This window comes from Sulfurimonas lacustris (assembly GCF_059705355.1).
Map to the genome: position 1 here is coordinate 1,783,569 of NZ_AP046125.1, position 19,476 is coordinate 1,803,044.

Sequence of the window (19,476 nt, forward strand, 5' to 3'; positions counted from 1 at the left end):
TAAAGATATGAACCCAAAAATCGGCAAAAATACATGGGTTGCACCCTCTGCCGATGTCATAGGCGATGTCACTTGCGGCGAAGATTGCTCTATCTGGTTTGGAACGGTTGTGCGAGGCGATGTTCACTACATCACAATCGGCGATAGAGTTAGCATACAGGATTTAAGTATGGTTCACGTCACACACCACAAAAAAGCAGACAGAAGCGATGGACACCCGACCATCATCGGCAGTGATGTAACCATCGGTCACCGTGTTATGCTTCACGGATGCACTATCGAAGATGCATGTCTTATCGGGATGAGTGCTACCATCCTTGACGGCGCAGTGATAGGCAAAGAGTCCATTGTCGGAGCCGGTGCGCTTGTAACCAAAAACAAAGTCTTCCCACCTCGCTCGCTCATTATGGGAAGCCCCGCAAAAGTCGTAAGAGAGTTAAGCGATGAAGAGGTAAAAGAGCTTTATGCTTCAGCTTCACGCTATGTAGAGTTCAAATCCCACTACCAAAACTAATACCAAATGCCCGAATACTTTATCTTCGCTGATATCATAGGCATAACCGCTTTTACGATAAGCGGTTTTTTGGTTGCCATCAAAAACAGGCTTGATATCTTGGGTATTTTGATAGCCGCCACACTTACCGCTCTTGGTGGCGGTATCGTACGAGATGCCATCTTAAGTGTTCCGCCCTTTGCATTTACCGCACTCCACCCAGCCCTCACACTCACACTTACCATTTTTTTGATTTTTGCTCTTAGGCTTTACAAAAAAGACTCTATCGAGAGAGGATGGATATTTGTAGTGAGCGACACCATAGGGCTTGTAGCATTCAGTATCACAGGCGCACTTATGGCTATCAATGCCGAATTTAACTTTTTTGGAATTATTATTCTTAGTTTTATCACAGCAGTAGGCGGGGGAGTAGCAAGAGACATCATGATAAACCAAGTCCCATCGGTTCTCATCAGCGACTTTTACGGATCCATAGCGGTCATAGCCGCACTCCTCTTAGGAACACTCCACTTCTTTGACGCTATCAATGAGTTTAGCATCCTCGCAGTCGCACTATTTAGCATCGCGTTAAGACTTTTGGCTTATAAAAGAGGATGGCATTTGCCGAGGGTTGGGTAAAGTTTTTAGAGGTGCCCCATAGGACGTAACGTCAGTTACGTCCTATAATCCGCATTTATCTTCACATATTCATGACCCAAGTCACATCCGTAAGCTTTGAAACTACCATCACCCACGCCGATATCACATGAGATAGTAAACTTTTGGTGTTGCATGACAACGGCGCACTTTTTCTCCATTTCAGCATCAAAGAGAATCTCTCCTCTGTCGTAAACACAGAGATTGTCAAATAAGATTTTGAGTTTCTCTTCGTATGCTTCTATGCCGCTTGCTCCGATGGTTGAGGCGATTCTTCCCCAGTTTGGGTCTTCGCCAAAGAGTGCGGTTTTTACCAAAAGTGAATCAGAGAGTGCTTTTGCAGCTATCTCTGCCTCTTTGTCATCTCTCGCGCCCGTTACTTTGTATGTTACAAGCTTAGTCGCACCCTCGCCGTCTCGCACCATTTCCAGTGCTAAAAAGTGCATCACTTTAAAGAGTGCTTCTTTAAAAGCTTCTCTCTCGTAAGCGCCACTTTTGCCGTTTGCCAAAACAAAAACAGTGTCGTTTGTAGAAGTGTCGCCATCAACGCTGATAGCGTTAAAAGTAGTTTTAACTACCTCATCCAAAATCTCTTGCATCTCTGCTCGCATCGCTTTTGCGTCGGTAGTGATAAAGCAGAGCATCGTTGCCATGGCAGGATTTATCATCCCTGCACCTTTTGCTATTGCTCCGATGTTAAAACTGCTTCCATCACTCAGTGAAACTTTAAAAGCTATCTCTTTTGCAAACGTATCTGTTGTCATAATCGCTCTTGATGCGCTTGCTGAGTCCCTTTTTGTAAGGTCAAAAAGCTTCATCCCATCAATGATTTTTGCCTTTGGAAGTCGCACACCGATAACACCCGTTGAACTCATGATAGGGTTTTGCACCCCTTGCGGACAGTGTGACAAAACCTCCTTGATATCTGCAATCCCCGCTTGTCCCGTCATCGCATTTGCATTTTTAGAGTTGATGACGACAAAATTTGACTGCACGTCACCCATAGAGCGAAAATACCTGATAGGGGCTGCCGCCATCTTGTTGGTCGTAAAAACAGATGCCACTTCACATGGCACGTCACTATAGATAAACGCCATATCTTTGGCATTCTCTTTTTTGAGTCCGGCACTTATGCCATCAGCAAAAAAACCTTCACTCGCGCACACTCCGAGGCTTGAATAGATTATATTATACAAATTTGAGCTCCTTTGGTTTATCTCTTTTTCTTAGTAAATCTTTTGTCACGCTAATATCTTTTTGTGTCCCAATCACAAGCAGTTTACACTCACTCGTTATCAAAACATCCCCTTTTGGCATTGCTAAAAACTTTCCGTCTTTTTTTGTAATCCCCACTATAGAAGTGTTTGTTATCTCTCTGATGTGGGTCTCTCTAAGTTTTTTTAGCACTGCCCAACTATATTTTGGCACCTCTATCTCTTCCATGTTTAAAGGGTTGTCGCTTTTATATAAAAACTCCTCCAAAAGATTCTCCATATCAGGACGTGCCGCCATTGCACTTACTCTTTGAGCGGTTAGTTTTGTGGGAGAGACAACTGTATCTGCCCCAAGTTTTTTGAGTTTTTCCACATCACTGATGGTTTCAGCAGAGGAGATGATATAGTAGGGACGAGGCAAAAAATGCTCTTTTTCAAAAAGCCTTACCGATGCGATAAGAGCGATATTGTCCGACATAGAGCTTGAGAGCGTTATAAGCCCCTTTGCGGAAGCGAGATGCGCTTTGAGCATAGTGAGCTCCGCGTGCGGCTCAGCTTTTAGGTAGGTCGTATAGTTATGCTCTTGCGCCCATTCATGGATCTCTTCTCGTGGGTCAACAACAACAAAAGGGATATGATTTTCCCTTAGCTGCTTTGTCACTTCTAGCGTATAGTCGTTGTGATAACAGACAACATAGTGCTTCTTCAGCCTCGCTATTGCATAGAGCATTCTTCGCTCCTTAAGTATTTTAGATAACTTCCCTTTGTTTACGACATCCACAACGATACCAATGGCGATAGTAAAAACAGTAAAACCCAAAATAATAAGCGTTACCGTAAAAATCTGCCCTGCGGCGGAAAACTCCCCCTCATTAAGAGCGCCAAATCCAACTGTGGTAAAGGTATATCCAGACTGGAAAATCGCATCCATGATGGTGTAATTTTCTATATAGACGTATCCTAATGTTCCTATGAGCATAAGAAGTTGGATAAGGATTAGAGGTGTTCTAAAAGGTAAAAGTTGTGCGTAAAGTTCATCGTTGAGGGTAATAGTAGGTTTGGGAGAGGTCTCCCAGTGTAGAAAGTTTCGAATCTTCTCTAAGAGATTCAAGGTCGTAACCCTTAAGAGTTTTTCTTAAGTGTACGCAACTCTCTTGCAGAGATTTTAACCTTTTGAGTTGTACCATCATCTAAAGTGATGCGGACAGTTCTAAGGTTGAGTAAGAAACGACGTTTTGTTTTGTTTTTTGCGTGAGAAACATTGTTCCCGCTCATTGGGCCTTTGCCACTGATAGCGCATTTTCTTGCCATGGTTAGCTTCCTTTTTTTAGGTTTTAAAGTTGCGAATTATAGCAATCCTAAACCAAACTTCTGCTTAAGGGTTTAATTTTTCTTTTATTGATATAAGAGTAAAATGATACAACTTTACGAATGCGTGGTAACGATGATAACTAGAGAAAATATAGATGCGTATATACGCAAGATTCCTCCCTCTCCAGAGGTTTTGAACGAAACCATTGCACTTTTACGTATTGGGGATTTGCACAAAGCTGCAAAAGTGGCACAAAACGACCTAGCACTCAAATCTTATCTTAAGAGCATCGTCAACAAACCTATCTATGGTTTTAAAAATGAGGTGAGTGATGTCGGGCAAATCTTTGGAATATTGGGTGTTTCGCTTGCACAACAGAGTGTTTATAACTATATGATTTCTTTACTCAACCCCAAAAAATGGGTGCTTTTCAGACTAAACACTACACTTTTTCATGACCTTCAAGCAAATCTTTCAAAAAAATGGGAGACTATCCTCAAGCATCTTGATTGCAAAGATGCAAATGTCTATGCGGCAATAACGCTCCTACCTGCGAGTATCATCGTCACAGAAGCACTCTTTGCACAAAAAAAAGAGGATGTTGCTCTGCTTAGAAGCGCAAAAGCGCTTGACTACAACACCATCCTCAAGCGTCTTTGTGGCATGGGACTTTTTGATATTTGCGAGCAAATCGCACAGAAGTGGGAGATGCACCCAAAGATAGCCCAAATAATTCAAGCAGCCTCAGGTGTAAAACCATCAGAGGACGAAGAGAGTGACAACTTTGGAAAATGGATGCATCTTTTGCTTTTTTACGAACTTTCACAACCAGAATTTATAACGGCGGGACTTAATGATTTTGTTGATTTTCAGCCTGAATATATAAATGATATCTATGAAGATTTTGCTTCACTAATGGAGATTGCATGAAAGCCGTAGTCAAAGATGGTATAGCGGTTTTTTCGCCTCAAGGGTTTTTAGATGGAAACAGCTCTAACGCTTTTATGAGCCTTGAAGATATAGAAGCCACAGCAAACATAAAAGCAGACATGATTTTGGTTTCACTCAAAAAAGTGGTTTTTTTCAATCGTAACGGCTTGGACATCTTTGTCAAGCTCTTCGTAAAAGTTCGCAAAAAAAACCAAGCGGTTGTAGGGTTTTGCGACTATGACCGTAAAAAGTATGAGGCGATAAAGAAGTTTTTTCATGATGAACTGAACTTTTCGCTTTTTAAGACTCTTGAAATCGCCCACCTATTTTCGCCAAGCTTTAAAAATCTGGGAAAAAACATTCTGCTTTACAGCGGTGACAAGTCACAACGCTCTGCTATGGCGATAGAGCTGCACGATGGCGGACACAACCCCATCGTTGCGCAATCATTTGAGGAGTTTACTACCAAAGCAGCCAACAAAAACGCTTATGACTATATCGTTGATTCGACTTTTTTAGGGCAGATGGGTCAAAAGGTTGCTGCACGTGTCACGGGAAATGCCATCATCTACACCATCTCCTCTTTTTTAGATGCAGATATAGGTGAAAATTTTAACATCGAGTATCATAATAATTCGCTTAATGTTGGCTTTCGGCTCTTCATCTTTGATGCCTATAAAGTTATCAGCATGAATATACATGCTCTGAACTTTTTCTCAAAACTTGCGAGTTCTGGGGCTGAATACAATGCGACCATCTGTTTTGTAGGAATGAAATTTGACAAAACGCCCCTTGCATTTAAAGAGACGATGGAAGATGCGGGAATCTTGTTTTATGAGCAGATGGATGACATCTTACAGAACAAAGAACTTCTCAAAGAACTTGGTGCAAGCAGTGCTTCAAACGTCAAAAACAAAAGAGTTCTTAACAAAGAGACGGTCTCTGAACTACCAAAATTTATCGATGCAACTGTTGTTACGCTAGAGATGATGACCAATGCAAAAGCTATGAAAGAGAGCGCAAGTATCCATAATTTAACCATTGAAGATACAAATGGAAAAATTGCCAGCTCGATTGGCTACTATGGGGATATGGATGGAATGGTCGTTTTGGTTTTTCCGGAGGGAATTGCCAAAAAAGCGTGTGAGTTACTTATCGGTGAGAGTACAAATGATGCAGAACTCGTATTAGACACATTAGCAGAGCTTGTCAATATCGTAGGAGGAAGGATAAAAACATTGCTTGCTGATGAGAGTATCAGTGTAAATATCACTCTTCCTAGAACTTACCAAGACATAGAGAGTTTGATGGAAGTTGTTGCAAACAGAAAAGGAGTTCAGGTCGATCTCTCCTTTAACGACGACAAATTTCTCTTCTTCTTAACAAGATAAAAGATATAAAACTGTAGAATTCGCGCAATATTAAAGAGATTTCTTGCAAAATTAAGGAAAAAATTGTGTATGTAGCCCCAAGTATTTTATCTGCCGACTTTGGCAATTTAGCGCGTGATGTTCAAGCTATTTGCGATGCAGGGTGTGACTTTGTGCATGTGGATGTCATGGATGGTCATTTTGTTCCAAACCTTACCATCGGACCTGTTGTTGTCTCGAGTGTTGCAAAAGTTGCCACGAAACCGCTTGATATCCACCTGATGGTAGAAAACAACACTTTTTTTGTTGACCTTTTTGCACCTCTTAAACCTGAGTATATCTCTTTTCATATCGAAGAGGAGAAACATCCGCATAGACTTATCCAAAAGATTCGCTCTTTAGGCATAAAACCTGCTATCGTTCTTAACCCGCACACGCCGCCTGAGGCTATCGAGTATCTGCTTGGAGATTTGGACATGGTGCTACTTATGAGTGTTAACCCTGGGTTTGGAGGGCAGAGTTTTATAGACACTGTTGTACCAAAAGCCAAAAAACTAAGCGCCATGAGAGATGCGATAAATCCTAATTGCCTTATAGAAGTTGACGGTGGTGTAAGTGACAAAAATATCCATCTACTCAAAGATGCAGGAGTAGATATCGTAGTTGCAGGAAGCTATGTATTTTCTCATGCAAACAAAGCAGAAGCTATCAAGAGTTTACAAATCTAATGCGCTGTAAAATTTGCGGTATCACCTCCTACAAAGATGCCATGATGGCAATAGATGCAGGAGCAGATGCGCTAGGTTTTGTCTTTTATGAAGCCTCTCCGAGATATATCTCGCCAAGCGATGCGAGAGCTATCATCAAAAAACTTCCGCCTTTTGTAGAAAAAGTGGCTCTTTTTGTCAATGCCGATGCACAGATTATCAACTCTTACTGCCAAGAAGCCGGAGCAACTCTCGCACAGATTCATTTTGAAGCAGCGCCGAAACTTTATGAGCATCTTTTTATCCCTCATATCAAAGTTGTACGTGCAAAAGAGCCTCACGATGTGTTAGCATATAGTGACGAATACAGACTTGTCGATGCCTACTGCGAATCATACGGCGGAAGCGGTAAAAGGGTCAACTTAGAGTGGTTTGATGGGGTTGACTGCTCTAAAATCATACTAGCCGGCGGTCTTGATGCAGACAATGTCGCTTTAGTCAAAAAATATGGTTTTTACGGCGTTGATGTGAGCAGCGGGGTGGAACTCTCTTATGGTAAAAAAGATGCAAAAAAAGTAAAAGAGTTCATAGCAAATGCTAAAAAATAGTTTTGAACTTGACGACAAAACGCTCCATCTCCTCTCAACAAACGGCATAGGAGCAAACGCCCTCTCGCAAAGGCTCAAAAACGACCTTGATTACTATCTGGAGCTTTGGCACTCGCAAGGGCTAAACATCGTCAAACACTTTAGCAACTATTACTTCTCCACAAAATTTACAAAAATAGAAGATGAAACTTTTTGCATCGTTGATATTGAAACAAACGGTTCTAAGATAGAAAAACACCAAATTATAGAGATTGCCGCACTTAAGATAAAAAATGGGCAGATTATAGGCAGCTTTGACTCTTTTGTGAAATGCGACGAGATTAACGAACACATTACGCAAATCACAGGTATAAGTATCGAAGATACAAAAGATGCACCGTCGCTCAAAAAAGTTCTCTATGACTTCAAACTTTTTTTGGGCGACGCTGTTTTTGTGGCTCATGATGTCAAGTTTGACTACAAGTTTATCTCACAAAGTCTGCAAAAAATAGGACTTCCGCCACTTCTCAACCGCTCACTCTGCTCTATCTCGCTAGCCGAGAGAACAATCGAATCTTACAGATACGCCCTCTCCTACCTTAACAAACTTCTTGATTTGCACCCAGAAGCAACACACCATCGTGCGATGAGCGACGTGATGACAACGTATGAACTCTTCAAGATATCACTGAGCCGTTTAGGCAGTGAAATCAAAACAACAGAAGATATGATTTCGTTTGTAAAAAAAGCAGAGAGGTTAAAGAGACCAAAATTTGATCCCTTCTTGTTTGCGGAAGAGTAGAAGGCACAAGAGTAGTTTTTTTTAAAAACTCTACTCGCTAAATGCGCCTATACCCGTAAGTTTTTTATATCGCTGTTCCATACGCTCTTCATCGCTCATCGCACGTAATTTTGCAACTTCTTCTAAAAAGTACTCCCCTATGGCAGCGGCAGCGGCCTCTTTGTCTCTGTGTGCTCCTATTAAAGGCTCTTTGATAATAGCATCAATCAATCCAAGCTCTTTTAAGTCACTACTTGTAATCTTCATTGCATTGGTTGCAGCTTCTACTTTTGCAGGGTCATTCCATAAAATAGCAGAACATCCCTCAGGAGAGATAACACTAAATACGGAGTAGCGCATCATAGCAAGTCTATCAGCAACACCGATGGCCAAAGCACCACCGCTTCCGCCCTCTCCTATAACAACAGAGATACTCGGCGTGTTGAGCTGGGAGAGTTCTAAAAGATTTCTTGCTATCGCCTCGCTTTGGTTTCTCTCTTCAGCACCAATCCCTGGATAAGCACCTGGAGTGTCTATGAGCATCAGCAAAGGAAGGTTGAACTTTTCTGCGAGTTTTGCAGCACGAAGAGCTTTTCTATACCCCTCAGGATGGGGCATACCAAAGTTTCTTTTTATTTTATTTTTCGTTCCACGCCCTTTTTGCTCACCAATTACCACAACTTTCTCATCGCCAATATAACCCATATAACAGAGTATCGCAGCATCGTCACGGAAGTGTCTATCTCCGTGAATCTCATACTTATCACGCATCAAAAGATTGATATAGTCTAGGGCATATGGTCTGTCCACGTGGCGCGCTAATTGCAGCTGCTGGAAAGGCGAGAGGTTGTTAAAAATCTTTGAAACTTCTCTGTCTAAATTTGCTCTAAGTGTTGTTACAAGTCCCTCATCATGGCGCACTTGAGCAGATATGATATCTTCTTGAATAAACTTTATTTTGCTCTCAAACTCTAAATATGTTGCCAAAAGAGACTCCTTAGATTTTTCTAAAGATTAAAACGCCGTTTGTTCCACCAAAACCAAATGAGTTGCTCATTACAGTCGTTAGTTCAGCTTTTCTTGCAACATTAGGAACGATATCTAAATCACAATTTTCATCAGGTGTTTCATGGTTAATAGTTGGAGGAATGACTCCATCGCGCATCGCCATCAAACAAACAACCGCTTCTATACCACCTGCTGCACCTAAACAGTGACCGATTTGCCCTTTGATAGAGCTCATTGGAGGACAGTTTTCTTTACCGCCAAGAAGCTCTTTAACGGCAGCCGTCTCGTTTTTATCGTTGATAGGCGTACTTGTTCCGTGTGCATTGACATAGTCAAGTTTCGGTTTACCAGCCATTGCGTATGCTGCTTTCATCGCACGCGCAGGACCATCAAGACTTGGAGTTGTGATGTGGTTTGCATCACCGCTCTCTCCAAAACCGATGATTTCACCATAGATATGCGCACCACGAGCTACAGCATCTTCATACACTTCAAGCACTAAAGCAGCAGCACCCTCGCCCATAACAAATCCATCACGATCTGCATCAAACGGACGAGATGCTCTTTTAGGGTCTTCATTTCTTGTTGAGAGAGCCTTCATAGAGGCAAATCCGCCAACACCGGCACCTGTTATCGCGCACTCTGCTGAGACAACAAGCATCTTATCTGCACCACCGCAAATAATCGTCTTTACCGCTTCACTGATAGCGTGTGTTCCAGCCGCACATGCTGTTACGCTTGAGAGGTTTGGACCTTTTGTTCCATGTTCGATGGAGACAAAACCGCCAAGCATGTTCACAAGTGCACCAGGGATAAAAAACGGGCTTATTCTTCGTGGACCTTTTGTCTCAATGATGATAGAGTTTTTCTCTATCGAAGGAAGTCCGCCGATACCAGAACCAGCACTGATGCCAAAACGCTCCATATCTGTACCCTCAGGCAAGTTTGCTTCAGCCATCGCCTCTTGCGCAGCCTTTAGCCCTAGATGGATAAATCTGTCCGCTTTTTTTACCTCTTTTGCATCCATAACAGTCTCGGGATCAAAGTTTTTAACTTCACCTGCAATCTTTACGCTGTAATTTTCTGGATCAAAAAGAGTGATTGTATCGATGCCGCATTCGCCGTTACAGATAGCCTTAAAAGAACTCTCTTTATCATTTCCAACTGCATTAATCATGCCCAGTCCAGTAACTACAACTCTTTTCATACAAATCTCCGTTAAAGTTAAAATAGTGAAATACTTTTTAAAAGCCAGAAAACTGACTGCTAAAAAATATTTGCTACTGAGGAAGCCTCAGTAGAGTCGTAAATAATTACTTGCTTTCGATATAGTTTACTACATCTTTAACAGTTCTAATCTTCTCAGCCTCATCATCAGGAATTTCAATATCAAATTTCTCTTCAAGTGCCATTACTAATTCAACTACATCAAGGCTATCAGCACCTAAATCCTCAACAAATTTTGAGTCCTCTTTTACTTCATCAGCGCTTACGCTTAATTGCTCAACTACTACCGCTTTAATATCGTCTAAAAGTGCCATTCTAGCTCCTATGTTTATGTGTAAAATCTTGGAATTGTAGCACATTTAACTTAAATAATCTATCAAGGGGGAAAAAGAGATACAGAGGGTTTAAAGGGCAATAGAAGCGGTTGTAAGGCCAAAAAGAGAGAAGTTTTACAACTTTCTTCTTGGCTCTGCAGATGGTTTGCCAAAATAGTACCCTTGCGCAAGGTCGGCTCCCTCTTTAGCACAAAATGCAAGCTCCTCGGCTCTCTCAATCCCCTCAGCAAGCACAATAATGCCATTTTCCTTGGCAATTTGCACAATAGCTTTAAAAATGGATTGATTGACAGCGTTTGTGTCTATGTTGTCTATGATTTCTCTATCTATCTTGATGATGTCAGGAAGTAGTTTTGCTATCATATTAAGCGATGAATAGCCACTTCCAACATCATCCAGAGCAACCATATACCCTTGAGATTTGTAAAAATCTAAAATAGTTTTAAGATGTTCGATATCTGTGACATACTCACTCTCTACAACTTCAAAGATAATGTTTTTCGGGTCAAAGTTAAGCTGTTTTGCCCATGCAACTGTTGATTGAAGGCAGTGGTTTGGGTCATAGATGGCTGTTGGGATAAAGTTGATAAATACTTTTGCGTGAATATTTTTGACGGCTGCTGTTTTAAGGGATGTTTCACGGCACGCACGATCCAAATAAAAAAGCATATCACCATCTTTTGCCCATCCAAAAAGCTTGTCAGGATAGATTAAAGAACCATCATCTTCTACCCCACGAACAAGAGATTCATAGCCATAGATATTGCTTGTTTGTATATCGATGATTGGCTGAAAATGAGTAGTGAGCGAACCATCCTCAATAATCTCAATGAGTTTTTGGCTACTTAAGAGATCTTTATACTGCTGCAATGTTTTCATACGGATAAGCGCGGAGGGCGTCAGTGTTTCATGCGACTCTAAAAAAAGCATCTTCACATCATCACGTAAAACCTTGCTTGTAAAATGTGTTTTGCACATATCGGAGATTGCATCGGCAAAGGTGTCGATTTTTGCCCAAAGAGTACGCTTATCTTCAAGTTCATACCCAATCTTGTTTTTTTCAAGATACTCCACCATAATTTCGGCAAGTTCCACAACAGCGCAACTTATAAGCAAATTACCGCCTGTGTTTGTAACTGGTTGAATATTTTGACATTTTTGACAGCTCATTGTTAGTGCTCCTCTTTCGTAACAGATTTTGGATTTTACTCTCTTAAAAAAAATTTTGGTACTCTTTTTTTGTACGTTTATAATTTTGTCTTAAAAAGTGCAACAGCTTTTTTTGCCGCTTCTTTGTGCTCTACTATAGGTTGTGGATAGTTTGGGAGTGTACTTTTTTGAAGATACGCTTCATCATGTAAAAATTTTGGCGCAACGTCCATAATCTCAGGAAGCCATTTTTTGATGTAAAGAGCATCTTTGTCAAATTTTTTGCTCTGTAAATAGGGGTTAAAAACTCTAAAATAGGGCTGCGGATCAACTCCTGTGCCTGCACTCCACTGCCATGAGAGCGCGTTGCTTGCCAAGTCATAGTCAAGCAGATGAGAAGCAAAAAACCGCTCTCCCCACTGCCATGGCAAAAGTAGGTCTTTGGTAAAAAAAGAAGCAACAACCATGCGAACACGGTTGTGCATTTTTCCAGTTTGCAGCAGTTCACGCACCCCCGCATCGACTATAGGAACACCTGTTCTTGCCTCGCAAAAGGCTCTGAACTTCTCTTTATCTTCTATGCCGTTAAAGTTATATTTGTAGTTTTGTGCCTCTAAAGTCGGGATATGAAAAAGCAGGTAGGCGTAAAAATCTCTAAAGATAAGTTGTCTGATAAACGGTTCTGCATCTGCGCCTTTTAAAGAAAAAAGAGCTCGTAAAACTGCTTTTATAGAGATGGTTCCAAAGCGTAAATCAACACTTAAATCTGAAGTCGCATCAGAGGACAAATAGTCCCGATTATGCTGATACACATCTATCTTTTTTAAAAAACTCTCTAACTTTACATGAGGATTTACGATCTCGATATTTTGTTCTGCAAACCCTAGATTTTCAAGTGTCAATGCGACTATTTTGCCATTTTTTTCGATACCATCGTACTCTGTTTGTACCAAAATATGCTCTGCGATTTTTGCCGTATCTCTATTTTTATGAGCAAGTATGACTCTGGCTTTTTTATAAAACGGTGTAAAAACAAGGTAAGGTTCGCCGTTGTCTTTGAGCACCTCTTTTGGCTTGAAGATATAGGTGTCGTTTAAGTAACGAAAGTGCAGCATATGAGAGATTTTAGTGTCTCGCTCTTTTGCATAAGCGTCATAATCTCCCGATGCCACAACCTCATCAAAACCCTTAAAGCGCGCAAAAATCTCCTCCGGTTTTCCGTAAAAAACCTTAAGATCCAACCCCATTTTTTTCAAATCGGATTTTAGTTTTACTACATGATAAAAGATAAAAGTCACTCTTTTATCGTTTTTAGGCAGCTCTTTTAGGATATTTTCATCAAAGATAAAGAGAGGCAAAACCTCTCCGCCAAAAGAGAGGAGCGGGTTATCCTCTACTCTTAAATCTCTTCTAAACCAGAGGATGCGTTTCATTTGGAGCTAAGCAGACTTGAGCGAAGAGCAAGTTCTTTTGGGTAAGGTTCTAAAAATGTCTGCCCCAAAAGATAGGCAGTTTTATGTTTTTTGGCATAGAGTTTTATGGTGCTTAGCGGGACGATGAGAGGAACTATCTTTTTTGCATACTCGTCAATCTGTTCATGCAACACCTCTTTTTCTTCAGAACTCAGCTCATTTTTGAAAAAACCACTCATGTGCTCTAGTACATTTCTGTTTCTTTTGATGGAGCTTTTTTGGGCGATTGCAACTTTAAAATTGTAGGCATAGTTTTCAAAAAGTGTCTCAAGAGGGAGTTTTTCATGGTTGGCTACTATATTTCCAAGCACTCGGTAGAGCTTCTCATCTTTTGCTTGAAGCAGAAATTTGTTTCTTGTATGAAAATCGACAATTGACTTCATGTCAGGCTTGCTCTCTTTTAGCTTCTCAATTGCATCATAGGCAAAGAGCTGCATTACAAAATTTTCCCTAAGCCACATATCTTGAAGTCTTCCCTCCTCTTCCATCGGCAGAAGCGGAAATTTCTCTCTGCAGATTGTGACAAAAACCCCATCTGTTTTTGAATCTGCATACCCATTTTCCATGTAGGATTTTGCACTTCCCATGCCACAGCTTGGGGATTTTGACTTGAAAATAATACCTCTGAGGTTTGCTGCAGCTATCTTGTTTGCTTCAAAATAAGATTTCTCTTGAAGTTGCGGTGTCAAATCCTCTGCAGTTTTGTTGGAAATGACAGAGATTTTGTCCTCATGATTGACAAGACGGATAGAGGGACGAGGCGTACCAAAAGCTATGGCTTCTGGACAAAACGCAACAAAAGAGGCGTATCGTCCAAGCTCGTCCGTCACAAACCTGTCATGTTTATGTCCACCGTCAAAACGGACTTCCTCACCTAGCAAACATGCCGATACTGCTATATTCATCTCTTCTCCTTTTTTGGCTTACGCCATATTCATGCCGCCGTTTACTTTGAGAGTTGTACCTGTGATGTAGCTTGAGTGGTCAGAGAGTAAAAACGCCGTTGCCTCCGCTACTTCGGCAGGATTTCCAAAACGCCCCATTGGGATTTTTGATGTAAAACTCTCTTTTATCTCATCACTTAAAACATCCGTCATCTCCGTTGCGATAAAACCTGGAGTGATAGTGTTGTAACGGATACCGCTCGTTGCGGCTTCAAGTGCGAAACTCTTTGTCATCGCAATCACGCCGCCCTTGCTTGCAGAGTAGTTTGTCTGACCCGCATTGCCAGTTTCGCCTACGATAGAAGCGATATTTACGACTGAACCGAACTTCTTCTTTCTCATCACTTTCATAGCTTCTCTGCATCCTACAAAACATGAGAGAAGATTTGCATTGATTACCGACATAAAATCTTCGTTCTTCATTCTAAGGGCTAGTTTGTCGTTTGTGATTCCAGCATTGTTTACGAGGTAGCTTAACTCTCCATCGCAATCAACGATAGTTTTTATCGCATCCACAAACGCATCTTCGTTGCTTACATCAAAACCGATAACCGCCGCACTTCCGCCAGCCGCCTCAATAGCATCTTTGATAGCATCCGCCTCCGCCGCACCGCTTCTGTAGTTAATCCATACCTTTAAACCGTAACTTGCTAAAATTTTTGCAATCTCCGCACCTATACCACGACTAGAACCCGTTACTAAAACATTTTTTCCGCTAAATTTCATCCAAATTTCCTTTAATTTTATTTTTTAAACCAGACTATGGTCCATCTCTAATGGAATCTCTAAACCCATCAGCTTTAAAACAGTCGGAGCGATGTTGTTCAGCCCGCCATTTTCGACTTTGCTTACACCCTCAGCCTCGACAAAACACCACACTTTTCCAACCGTATGGTTTGTGAGAACATTACCCTCGTCATCTCTCATCTCTTCACAGTTTCCATGGTCTGAGGTGATAATAAGAGCATAATCTTTCACTTTTGCTTTTTGCATGATTTTGCCAAGTTCGGTGTCCACCGCATTTACCGCTATTTTTGCCGCTTCAAAATCTCCGGTATGTCCCACCATATCGCCGTTTGCAAAGTTTACGACTATAAAATCATACTCATCATCCATAGCCTTTAAGACAACTTCGCCGACCTCAGGCGCACTCATCTGCGGTTTTTCATCGTAAGTTTTTACATTTGGAGATGGCATCAAAATCCTTGTCTCGTTCTCATACGGCTCATCTACGCCACCGTTAAAGAAAAATGTCACATGGGCGTATTTTTCGGTCTCTGCGGTGTGAAGCTGTCTCAAACCCGCCCTTGAAATCACTTCAGAGAGTGTGTTTTTCGGCGAATCTTTCAAAAACAAAACAGGGTAAGCAAAACTCTTGTCATACTCCGTAATCGTGGCAATATGAAGCTTTTTAAACTCTCTTGCAAAACCGCTAAAATTTCTATCTCCAAGAGCAGTGACAAGCTCTCTCATGCGGTCGCTTCTATAGTTTACGGTTAAAATTCCATCCCCATCTCTCATGCCATCATATGAGCCAAAAGCGGCAGGTTCTATAAACTCATCCGTCTCATTTTTTGCGTAAGATGCGTCGATGTAAGCATCAGGGTTCATGTCGGTTTTTGGTGTTGCGTCCACCATCGCCTCGTACCCTTTTTGCACTCTCTCCCAGCGGTTGTCTCTGTCCATGGAGTAGAAACGACCTGAAATTGTAGCTATTTTGACATTCTCACTCAGATGTGCGACAACCCTGCTTAGATATGTTTTCGCAGAAGTAGGAGAGACATCCCTTCCATCGGTAATGAGATGTAAAAAAACCTCTTTTCCCTCTTTTGCCGCCAAATCCGCTATCCCCATAAAGTGGTCTATGTGTGAATGAACGCCGCCGTCACTCATAAGTCCGATAAGATGAAGTCTCTGTGTTTGTGCCAAAAGATTTTTAAATTCTGGATTTTCCCCAAACCTGTTTTCACTCAGTGCCAAAGAGATTTTGACCAAATCCTGATACAAAATCCTTCCGCTTCCGATGCTCATATGTCCCACTTCAGAGTTGCCCATCTGCCCCTCGGGAAGCCCAACACTTAGTCCAAAAGTGTCTATAAGAGAATGTGGTGTTTTGCTAAAAAGCTTCTCATAGGTCGGCTTATTTGCGCTGTAAAATGCGTTAAACTCAGTCTTTGCGCTATAACCTATACCATCGGTTATAACCAAAATAGCTTTTTTTGCCAATAAAAATCCTTCATAATAATAGTTTTATGCAATTATACTATAATGTCATTTTTCTTTACATAAGGACTATTTACCTTGCTTTATTGGCTCTCAGAAATTCTTCATATCAATCTTCTTGGCTATATTACGGTGCGCGCGGGCATCTCATTTTTTCTTGCACTTTTTTTTACACTTTTTCTTCTTCCTCGTTTTATCAGATGGGCGCAGGCGACTTCAAGCGTGCAACCCATAAATGAGTGGGCTCCCCAGCGTCATCAAGGGAAAGCAAAAACGCCTACAATGGGTGGGATTGTTTTTATCTTTGCAACCATCCTCGCTTCGCTTCTTAGTATCAAATTTTCAAATCTCTACGCTATCGGAGCAGTTGCAACCCTTGTGCTTTTTGCATTTATAGGATTTCAAGATGATATCGCAAAGGTTAAAAAAAATGAAAATCTTGCAGGCTTAAAAGCAAGAACAAAGCTTTTGCTGCAAACTATTTTTGCATTTGCCATGTCGCTTTTTTTATATAGTCTGGGAGATTTTAACACACAGCTTTATGTTCCGTTTTTGAAAAACCCTGTTTTAGATATGGGCTTTTTTGCCGTCATTTTTTGGACTATTGTTATCATCGCAACATCCAATGCGGTAAACCTAACTGATGGACTTGACGGACTTGCAACAGTTCCATCCATCACGGCTCTTGTCTCACTGAGCATTATCATCTACATCACGGGAAATGCGACGATTAGCTCCTACTTGCTTATGCCAAATATCAACATTGGTGAGGTCGCCATCGTCTCTAGCGCACTCATCGGTGCATTGACGGGCTTTCTATGGCACAACTGCCACCCTGCAGAGGTTTTTATGGGAGACAGCGGTTCACTTACTATCGGTGCATTTTTGGGCTATCTTGCCATCATCACAAAGAGTGAGATTTTGCTTCTGCTTATGGGTTCTATCTTTGTTATAGAGACGCTATCGGTCATACTGCAAGTAGGAAGTTACAAACTTAGAAAAAAGAGGGTTTTTCTCATGGCTCCCATCCACCACCACTTTGAGATGAAAAACTGGGCGGAAAACAAGATAATCGTACGCTTTTGGATTATCGCAACGATCTCAAATATCATCGCTCTTATCACGCTAAAGATTCGCTAATGCAAAGAGTATCGTTATTTGGCTACGGCAAGACCACAAAAGCTCTTGCAAAACTCTTTTCAAACCCCGTTTTTTATGATGACAAATGCTCAAAACCATTTACAGACGAAAATGGCTATAAGGTAAAACCCTCCTTTGATTTTGACCCAAACTACTCAGACCTAGAGATACCATCCCCCGGGATTGCTCCATCAAATACGCTGATACAAAAAGCCAAAAATCTTATAAGCGAATATGACTGTTTTGCAAGCGCAGCACCTCTAACCATCTGGATAAGCGGCACAAACGGCAAAACAACAACAACGCAAATGATGCAGTATCTTCTAAAAGACAATGGCTCACAAGAGGGCGGCAACATAGGAACACCGCTTGGTGAGCTTGACCAAAATGCCCAAATCTGGATACTTGAAACTAGCTCTTTTACCATCCACTACACCAAAAAAGCCGTGCCAAACATCTATGTTCTGCTCCCCATCACACCTGACCACCTCAGTTGGCACGGAAGCATGCAAGAGTACATCGATGCAAAGCTAAAACCTCTTTTAAAGATGCGTGAGGGAGAGGTGGCAATCATCCCAGAGGCATACAAAGATGTCAAAACAGCGGCACATCTCATCACCTACAAAGATGAGAGGGATTTGGCATCTTCTTTTGGCATAGAGATAAATAAAGTCAGCTTCAAAGGCGCATTTTTGATGGATGCACTTTTGGCGATGGCGGTTGATAAAATCCTTTTTGACAGAGTTGACTATGCAAAAATCAACTCCTTTGTCATAGACCCACACAGACAAGAGGAGTTAAGAGACTCCAAAAGCCGCCTCTGGGTAAATGACACAAAAGCGACAAACCTTGATGCGACGATTGTGGCACTTAAGCGATACAAAGAGCATCATGTACGGCTTATTTTGGGCGGGGATGACAAAGGGGTCGATTTGAGCGAACTCTTTGCATATCTGCAAAATTGTGATGTCAAGATTTACACTATCGGTTCAAACAAAGAGAAGCTTTGCACACTTGCACAGCAGTATGGTGTTGCGTTTGAACTTTGCAAAAATCTCGCTGATGCAGTTGCTCAAATAGACAAAGTTTTACAAACGGATGAAGTGGCTCTCCTCTCTCCTGCCGCCGCAAGCCTTGATGAGTTCAAATCCTACGCTGAGAGAGGCGAGCAGTTCAAAGCCGCTATCAGAGCCTTGTAGTGCCTAGAGTTGCCATCCTTGCATCCTACAACGGAAGCGGTTTTGTCGCACTATATGAAGCGATGCAGAGCGGCAAACTCTCCATCGAAATTCCTCTTGTTATCTCCAACAACTCAAATGCCACGGTTTTAGAAACCGCAACTGCTTATGGCATTAAAAACTTTGCTATCAACACAAAAACAGCCCCAAATCCAGATGCAAAAATTGAAGAGCTTTTGCATGAATATGGATGTTCCTATGTTTTTCTCTCTGGCTATATGAAAAAAATTAGTGCGAACATCACACAAAATTTCAAAGTCATCAACTCCCATCCAGCACTTCTTCCAAACTACGGCGGAGCCGGAATGTACGGTCGCTTTGTGCATGAAGCCGTTATAAAAAACAGTGAAAAAGTAAGCGGCGTTACCATCCATGAGGTCAATGAAAACTATGACGATGGAAAAATCATCTTACAAAAAAGTCTCCTCTTGGACGAACAAGAGAGCGTTGATTCACTAGAAACCAAAATTAAAGAAGTAGAAAAAATCGCAATCGTAGAGGCATTTCAAGCCCTCATAAGCTAACTTTCAGTCCTAAGCAGATACAATTGCGCTCTTAAAAGATGGCTAATTAGCTCAGTCGGTAGAGCAGCAGACTGAAAATCTGCGTGTCCTTGGTTCGATTCCGAGATTAGCCACCATCTTTTACTGATATCTTCATTCCAAACTTGATTTGGAATCTTTTTTGTA

General features: G+C 41.5%; 21 protein-coding genes and 1 tRNA gene. 11 read left to right on the plus strand and 11 right to left on the minus strand.

Features of this window, described 5'->3' with window-relative positions; genetic code table 11:
* Nucleotides 1-7 precede the first annotated feature (7 nt).
* Nucleotides 8-514, plus strand: a complete 507-nt coding sequence (locus AC6H4V_RS09230; RefSeq protein WP_497607928.1) for a gamma carbonic anhydrase family protein — start codon at nucleotides 8-10, stop codon at nucleotides 512-514.
* Between the two features lie 6 nt (nucleotides 515-520).
* Nucleotides 521-1,132 carry a trimeric intracellular cation channel family protein gene (locus AC6H4V_RS09235; RefSeq protein ID WP_497606604.1) on the plus strand — a complete coding sequence of 204 codons (612 nt, stop codon included), beginning with the start codon at nucleotides 521-523 and terminating at the stop codon, nucleotides 1,130-1,132.
* A gap of 35 nt (nucleotides 1,133-1,167) precedes the next feature.
* Here AC6H4V_RS09235 and argJ read toward each other — a convergent pair whose 3' ends face one another.
* The 3 genes from argJ to rpmB are packed head-to-tail and all read right to left on the minus strand — an operon-like array spanning nucleotide 1,168 to nucleotide 3,675.
* Complete coding sequence (gene argJ / locus AC6H4V_RS09240; RefSeq protein WP_497606605.1) at nucleotides 1,168-2,346, minus strand: bifunctional glutamate N-acetyltransferase/amino-acid acetyltransferase ArgJ; 1,179 nt, start codon at nucleotides 2,344-2,346, stop codon at nucleotides 1,168-1,170.
* Nucleotides 2,339-3,475, minus strand: coding sequence for a potassium channel family protein (locus AC6H4V_RS09245; RefSeq protein WP_428729122.1), 1,137 nt, complete (start codon nucleotides 3,473-3,475; stop codon nucleotides 2,339-2,341). Before AC6H4V_RS09245 ends, argJ begins: the two co-directional genes overlap by 8 nt.
* Nucleotides 3,476-3,486: 11 nt before the next feature.
* Nucleotides 3,487-3,675 carry a 50S ribosomal protein L28 gene (gene rpmB, locus AC6H4V_RS09250; protein ID WP_428729123.1) on the minus strand — a complete coding sequence of 63 codons (189 nt, stop codon included), beginning with the start codon at nucleotides 3,673-3,675 and terminating at the stop codon, nucleotides 3,487-3,489.
* 103 nt (nucleotides 3,676-3,778) lie between these two features.
* On the opposite strand from rpmB, the gene AC6H4V_RS09255 reads away from it, so the two are divergent.
* The 5 genes from AC6H4V_RS09255 to AC6H4V_RS09275 all read left to right on the plus strand — a co-directional run bounded on the left by AC6H4V_RS09255 (nucleotide 3,779) and on the right by AC6H4V_RS09275 (nucleotide 8,072).
* Nucleotides 3,779-4,606 carry an HDOD domain-containing protein gene (locus AC6H4V_RS09255; protein WP_497606606.1) on the plus strand — a complete coding sequence of 276 codons (828 nt, stop codon included), beginning with the start codon at nucleotides 3,779-3,781 and terminating at the stop codon, nucleotides 4,604-4,606.
* Complete coding sequence (locus AC6H4V_RS09260) at nucleotides 4,603-5,997, plus strand: chemotaxis protein CheX (protein ID WP_428729125.1); 1,395 nt, start codon at nucleotides 4,603-4,605, stop codon at nucleotides 5,995-5,997. Before AC6H4V_RS09255 ends, AC6H4V_RS09260 begins: the two co-directional genes overlap by 4 nt.
* A gap of 65 nt (nucleotides 5,998-6,062) precedes the next feature.
* On the plus strand, nucleotides 6,063-6,704 hold the full coding sequence (gene rpe / locus AC6H4V_RS09265) for a ribulose-phosphate 3-epimerase (RefSeq protein WP_497606607.1): 642 nt from the start codon (nucleotides 6,063-6,065) through the stop codon (nucleotides 6,702-6,704).
* Complete coding sequence (locus tag AC6H4V_RS09270) at nucleotides 6,704-7,291, plus strand: phosphoribosylanthranilate isomerase (RefSeq protein WP_497606608.1); 588 nt, start codon at nucleotides 6,704-6,706, stop codon at nucleotides 7,289-7,291. The genes rpe and AC6H4V_RS09270 overlap by 1 nt, the downstream gene beginning before the upstream one ends.
* Complete coding sequence (locus AC6H4V_RS09275) at nucleotides 7,278-8,072, plus strand: 3'-5' exonuclease (RefSeq protein ID WP_497606609.1); 795 nt, start codon at nucleotides 7,278-7,280, stop codon at nucleotides 8,070-8,072. The genes AC6H4V_RS09270 and AC6H4V_RS09275 overlap by 14 nt, the downstream gene beginning before the upstream one ends.
* Nucleotides 8,073-8,102: 30 nt before the next feature.
* Here AC6H4V_RS09275 and accA read toward each other — a convergent pair whose 3' ends face one another.
* The 8 genes from accA to gpmI all read right to left on the minus strand — a co-directional run bounded on the left by accA (nucleotide 8,103) and on the right by gpmI (nucleotide 16,412).
* Nucleotides 8,103-9,038: an acetyl-CoA carboxylase carboxyl transferase subunit alpha gene (gene accA, locus AC6H4V_RS09280; protein WP_497606610.1), complete on the minus strand. Its 936-nt coding sequence runs from the start codon at nucleotides 9,036-9,038 to the stop codon at nucleotides 8,103-8,105.
* A gap of 10 nt (nucleotides 9,039-9,048) precedes the next feature.
* A complete protein-coding gene (locus tag AC6H4V_RS09285; protein WP_428729130.1) occupies nucleotides 9,049-10,266 on the minus strand; it encodes a beta-ketoacyl-ACP synthase II in 1,218 nt (405 codons plus the stop codon).
* A 106-nt stretch (nucleotides 10,267-10,372) separates the two neighbouring features.
* Nucleotides 10,373-10,600 (minus strand): acyl carrier protein, encoded by a 228-nt coding sequence (gene acpP / locus AC6H4V_RS09290; RefSeq protein ID WP_041672290.1) that lies wholly within the window; start codon nucleotides 10,598-10,600, stop codon nucleotides 10,373-10,375.
* A gap of 135 nt (nucleotides 10,601-10,735) precedes the next feature.
* Nucleotides 10,736-11,791 (minus strand): EAL domain-containing protein, encoded by a 1,056-nt coding sequence (locus AC6H4V_RS09295; RefSeq protein ID WP_497606611.1) that lies wholly within the window; start codon nucleotides 11,789-11,791, stop codon nucleotides 10,736-10,738.
* A 77-nt stretch (nucleotides 11,792-11,868) separates the two neighbouring features.
* Nucleotides 11,869-13,203: a cryptochrome/photolyase family protein gene (locus AC6H4V_RS09300; protein ID WP_497606612.1), complete on the minus strand. Its 1,335-nt coding sequence runs from the start codon at nucleotides 13,201-13,203 to the stop codon at nucleotides 11,869-11,871.
* Entirely contained in the window at nucleotides 13,200-14,147 is a 948-nt protein-coding gene (locus AC6H4V_RS09305; protein ID WP_497606613.1) for a YbgA family protein, read from the minus strand. Before AC6H4V_RS09305 ends, AC6H4V_RS09300 begins: the two co-directional genes overlap by 4 nt.
* 18 nt (nucleotides 14,148-14,165) lie before the next feature.
* Complete coding sequence (fabG, locus tag AC6H4V_RS09310) at nucleotides 14,166-14,912, minus strand: 3-oxoacyl-ACP reductase FabG (RefSeq protein ID WP_497606614.1); 747 nt, start codon at nucleotides 14,910-14,912, stop codon at nucleotides 14,166-14,168.
* Between the two features lie 24 nt (nucleotides 14,913-14,936).
* Nucleotides 14,937-16,412, minus strand: coding sequence for a 2,3-bisphosphoglycerate-independent phosphoglycerate mutase (gpmI, locus tag AC6H4V_RS09315; RefSeq protein ID WP_497606615.1), 1,476 nt, complete (start codon nucleotides 16,410-16,412; stop codon nucleotides 14,937-14,939).
* Between the two features lie 75 nt (nucleotides 16,413-16,487).
* On the opposite strand from gpmI, the gene mraY reads away from it, so the two are divergent.
* The 4 genes from mraY (at nucleotide 16,488) to AC6H4V_RS09335 (ending at nucleotide 19,427) form a co-directional block, all read left to right on the plus strand.
* A complete protein-coding gene (mraY, locus tag AC6H4V_RS09320) occupies nucleotides 16,488-17,549 on the plus strand; it encodes a phospho-N-acetylmuramoyl-pentapeptide-transferase (RefSeq protein ID WP_497606616.1) in 1,062 nt (353 codons plus the stop codon).
* Nucleotides 17,549-18,748 (plus strand): UDP-N-acetylmuramoyl-L-alanine--D-glutamate ligase, encoded by a 1,200-nt coding sequence (gene murD, locus AC6H4V_RS09325; RefSeq protein WP_497606617.1) that lies wholly within the window; start codon nucleotides 17,549-17,551, stop codon nucleotides 18,746-18,748. Before mraY ends, murD begins: the two co-directional genes overlap by 1 nt.
* Complete coding sequence (locus tag AC6H4V_RS09330) at nucleotides 18,748-19,311, plus strand: formyltransferase family protein (RefSeq protein WP_497606618.1); 564 nt, start codon at nucleotides 18,748-18,750, stop codon at nucleotides 19,309-19,311. The genes murD and AC6H4V_RS09330 overlap by 1 nt, the downstream gene beginning before the upstream one ends.
* A gap of 40 nt (nucleotides 19,312-19,351) precedes the next feature.
* A tRNA-Phe gene (locus tag AC6H4V_RS09335) sits at nucleotides 19,352-19,427 on the plus strand.
* Nucleotides 19,428-19,476 lie beyond the last annotated feature (49 nt).

Bases quoted from the DNA above. Each gene is read 5' to 3' on its own strand.
- AC6H4V_RS09230 (WP_497607928.1), top strand. From the start codon at position 8: ATGAACCCAAAAATCGGCAAAAATACATGGGTTGCACCCTCTGCCGAT.
- AC6H4V_RS09235 (WP_497606604.1), top strand. From the start codon at position 521: ATGCCCGAATACTTTATCTTCGCTGATATCATAGGCATAACCGCTTTT.
- rpmB (WP_428729123.1), bottom strand. From the start codon at position 3,675: ATGGCAAGAAAATGCGCTATCAGTGGCAAAGGCCCAATGAGCGGGAAC.
- AC6H4V_RS09255 (WP_497606606.1), top strand. From the start codon at position 3,779: ATGATACAACTTTACGAATGCGTGGTAACGATGATAACTAGAGAAAAT.
- AC6H4V_RS09260 (WP_428729125.1), top strand. From the start codon at position 4,603: ATGAAAGCCGTAGTCAAAGATGGTATAGCGGTTTTTTCGCCTCAAGGG.
- AC6H4V_RS09270 (WP_497606608.1), top strand. From the start codon at position 6,704: ATGCGCTGTAAAATTTGCGGTATCACCTCCTACAAAGATGCCATGATG.
- AC6H4V_RS09275 (WP_497606609.1), top strand. From the start codon at position 7,278: ATGCTAAAAAATAGTTTTGAACTTGACGACAAAACGCTCCATCTCCTC.
- AC6H4V_RS09285 (WP_428729130.1), bottom strand. From the start codon at position 10,266: ATGAAAAGAGTTGTAGTTACTGGACTGGGCATGATTAATGCAGTTGGA.
- acpP (WP_041672290.1), bottom strand. From the start codon at position 10,600: ATGGCACTTTTAGACGATATTAAAGCGGTAGTAGTTGAGCAATTAAGC.
- AC6H4V_RS09295 (WP_497606611.1), bottom strand. From the start codon at position 11,791: ATGAGCTGTCAAAAATGTCAAAATATTCAACCAGTTACAAACACAGGC.
- AC6H4V_RS09300 (WP_497606612.1), bottom strand. From the start codon at position 13,203: ATGAAACGCATCCTCTGGTTTAGAAGAGATTTAAGAGTAGAGGATAAC.
- AC6H4V_RS09305 (WP_497606613.1), bottom strand. From the start codon at position 14,147: ATGAATATAGCAGTATCGGCATGTTTGCTAGGTGAGGAAGTCCGTTTT.
- fabG (WP_497606614.1), bottom strand. From the start codon at position 14,912: ATGAAATTTAGCGGAAAAAATGTTTTAGTAACGGGTTCTAGTCGTGGT.
- murD (WP_497606617.1), top strand. From the start codon at position 17,549: ATGCAAAGAGTATCGTTATTTGGCTACGGCAAGACCACAAAAGCTCTT.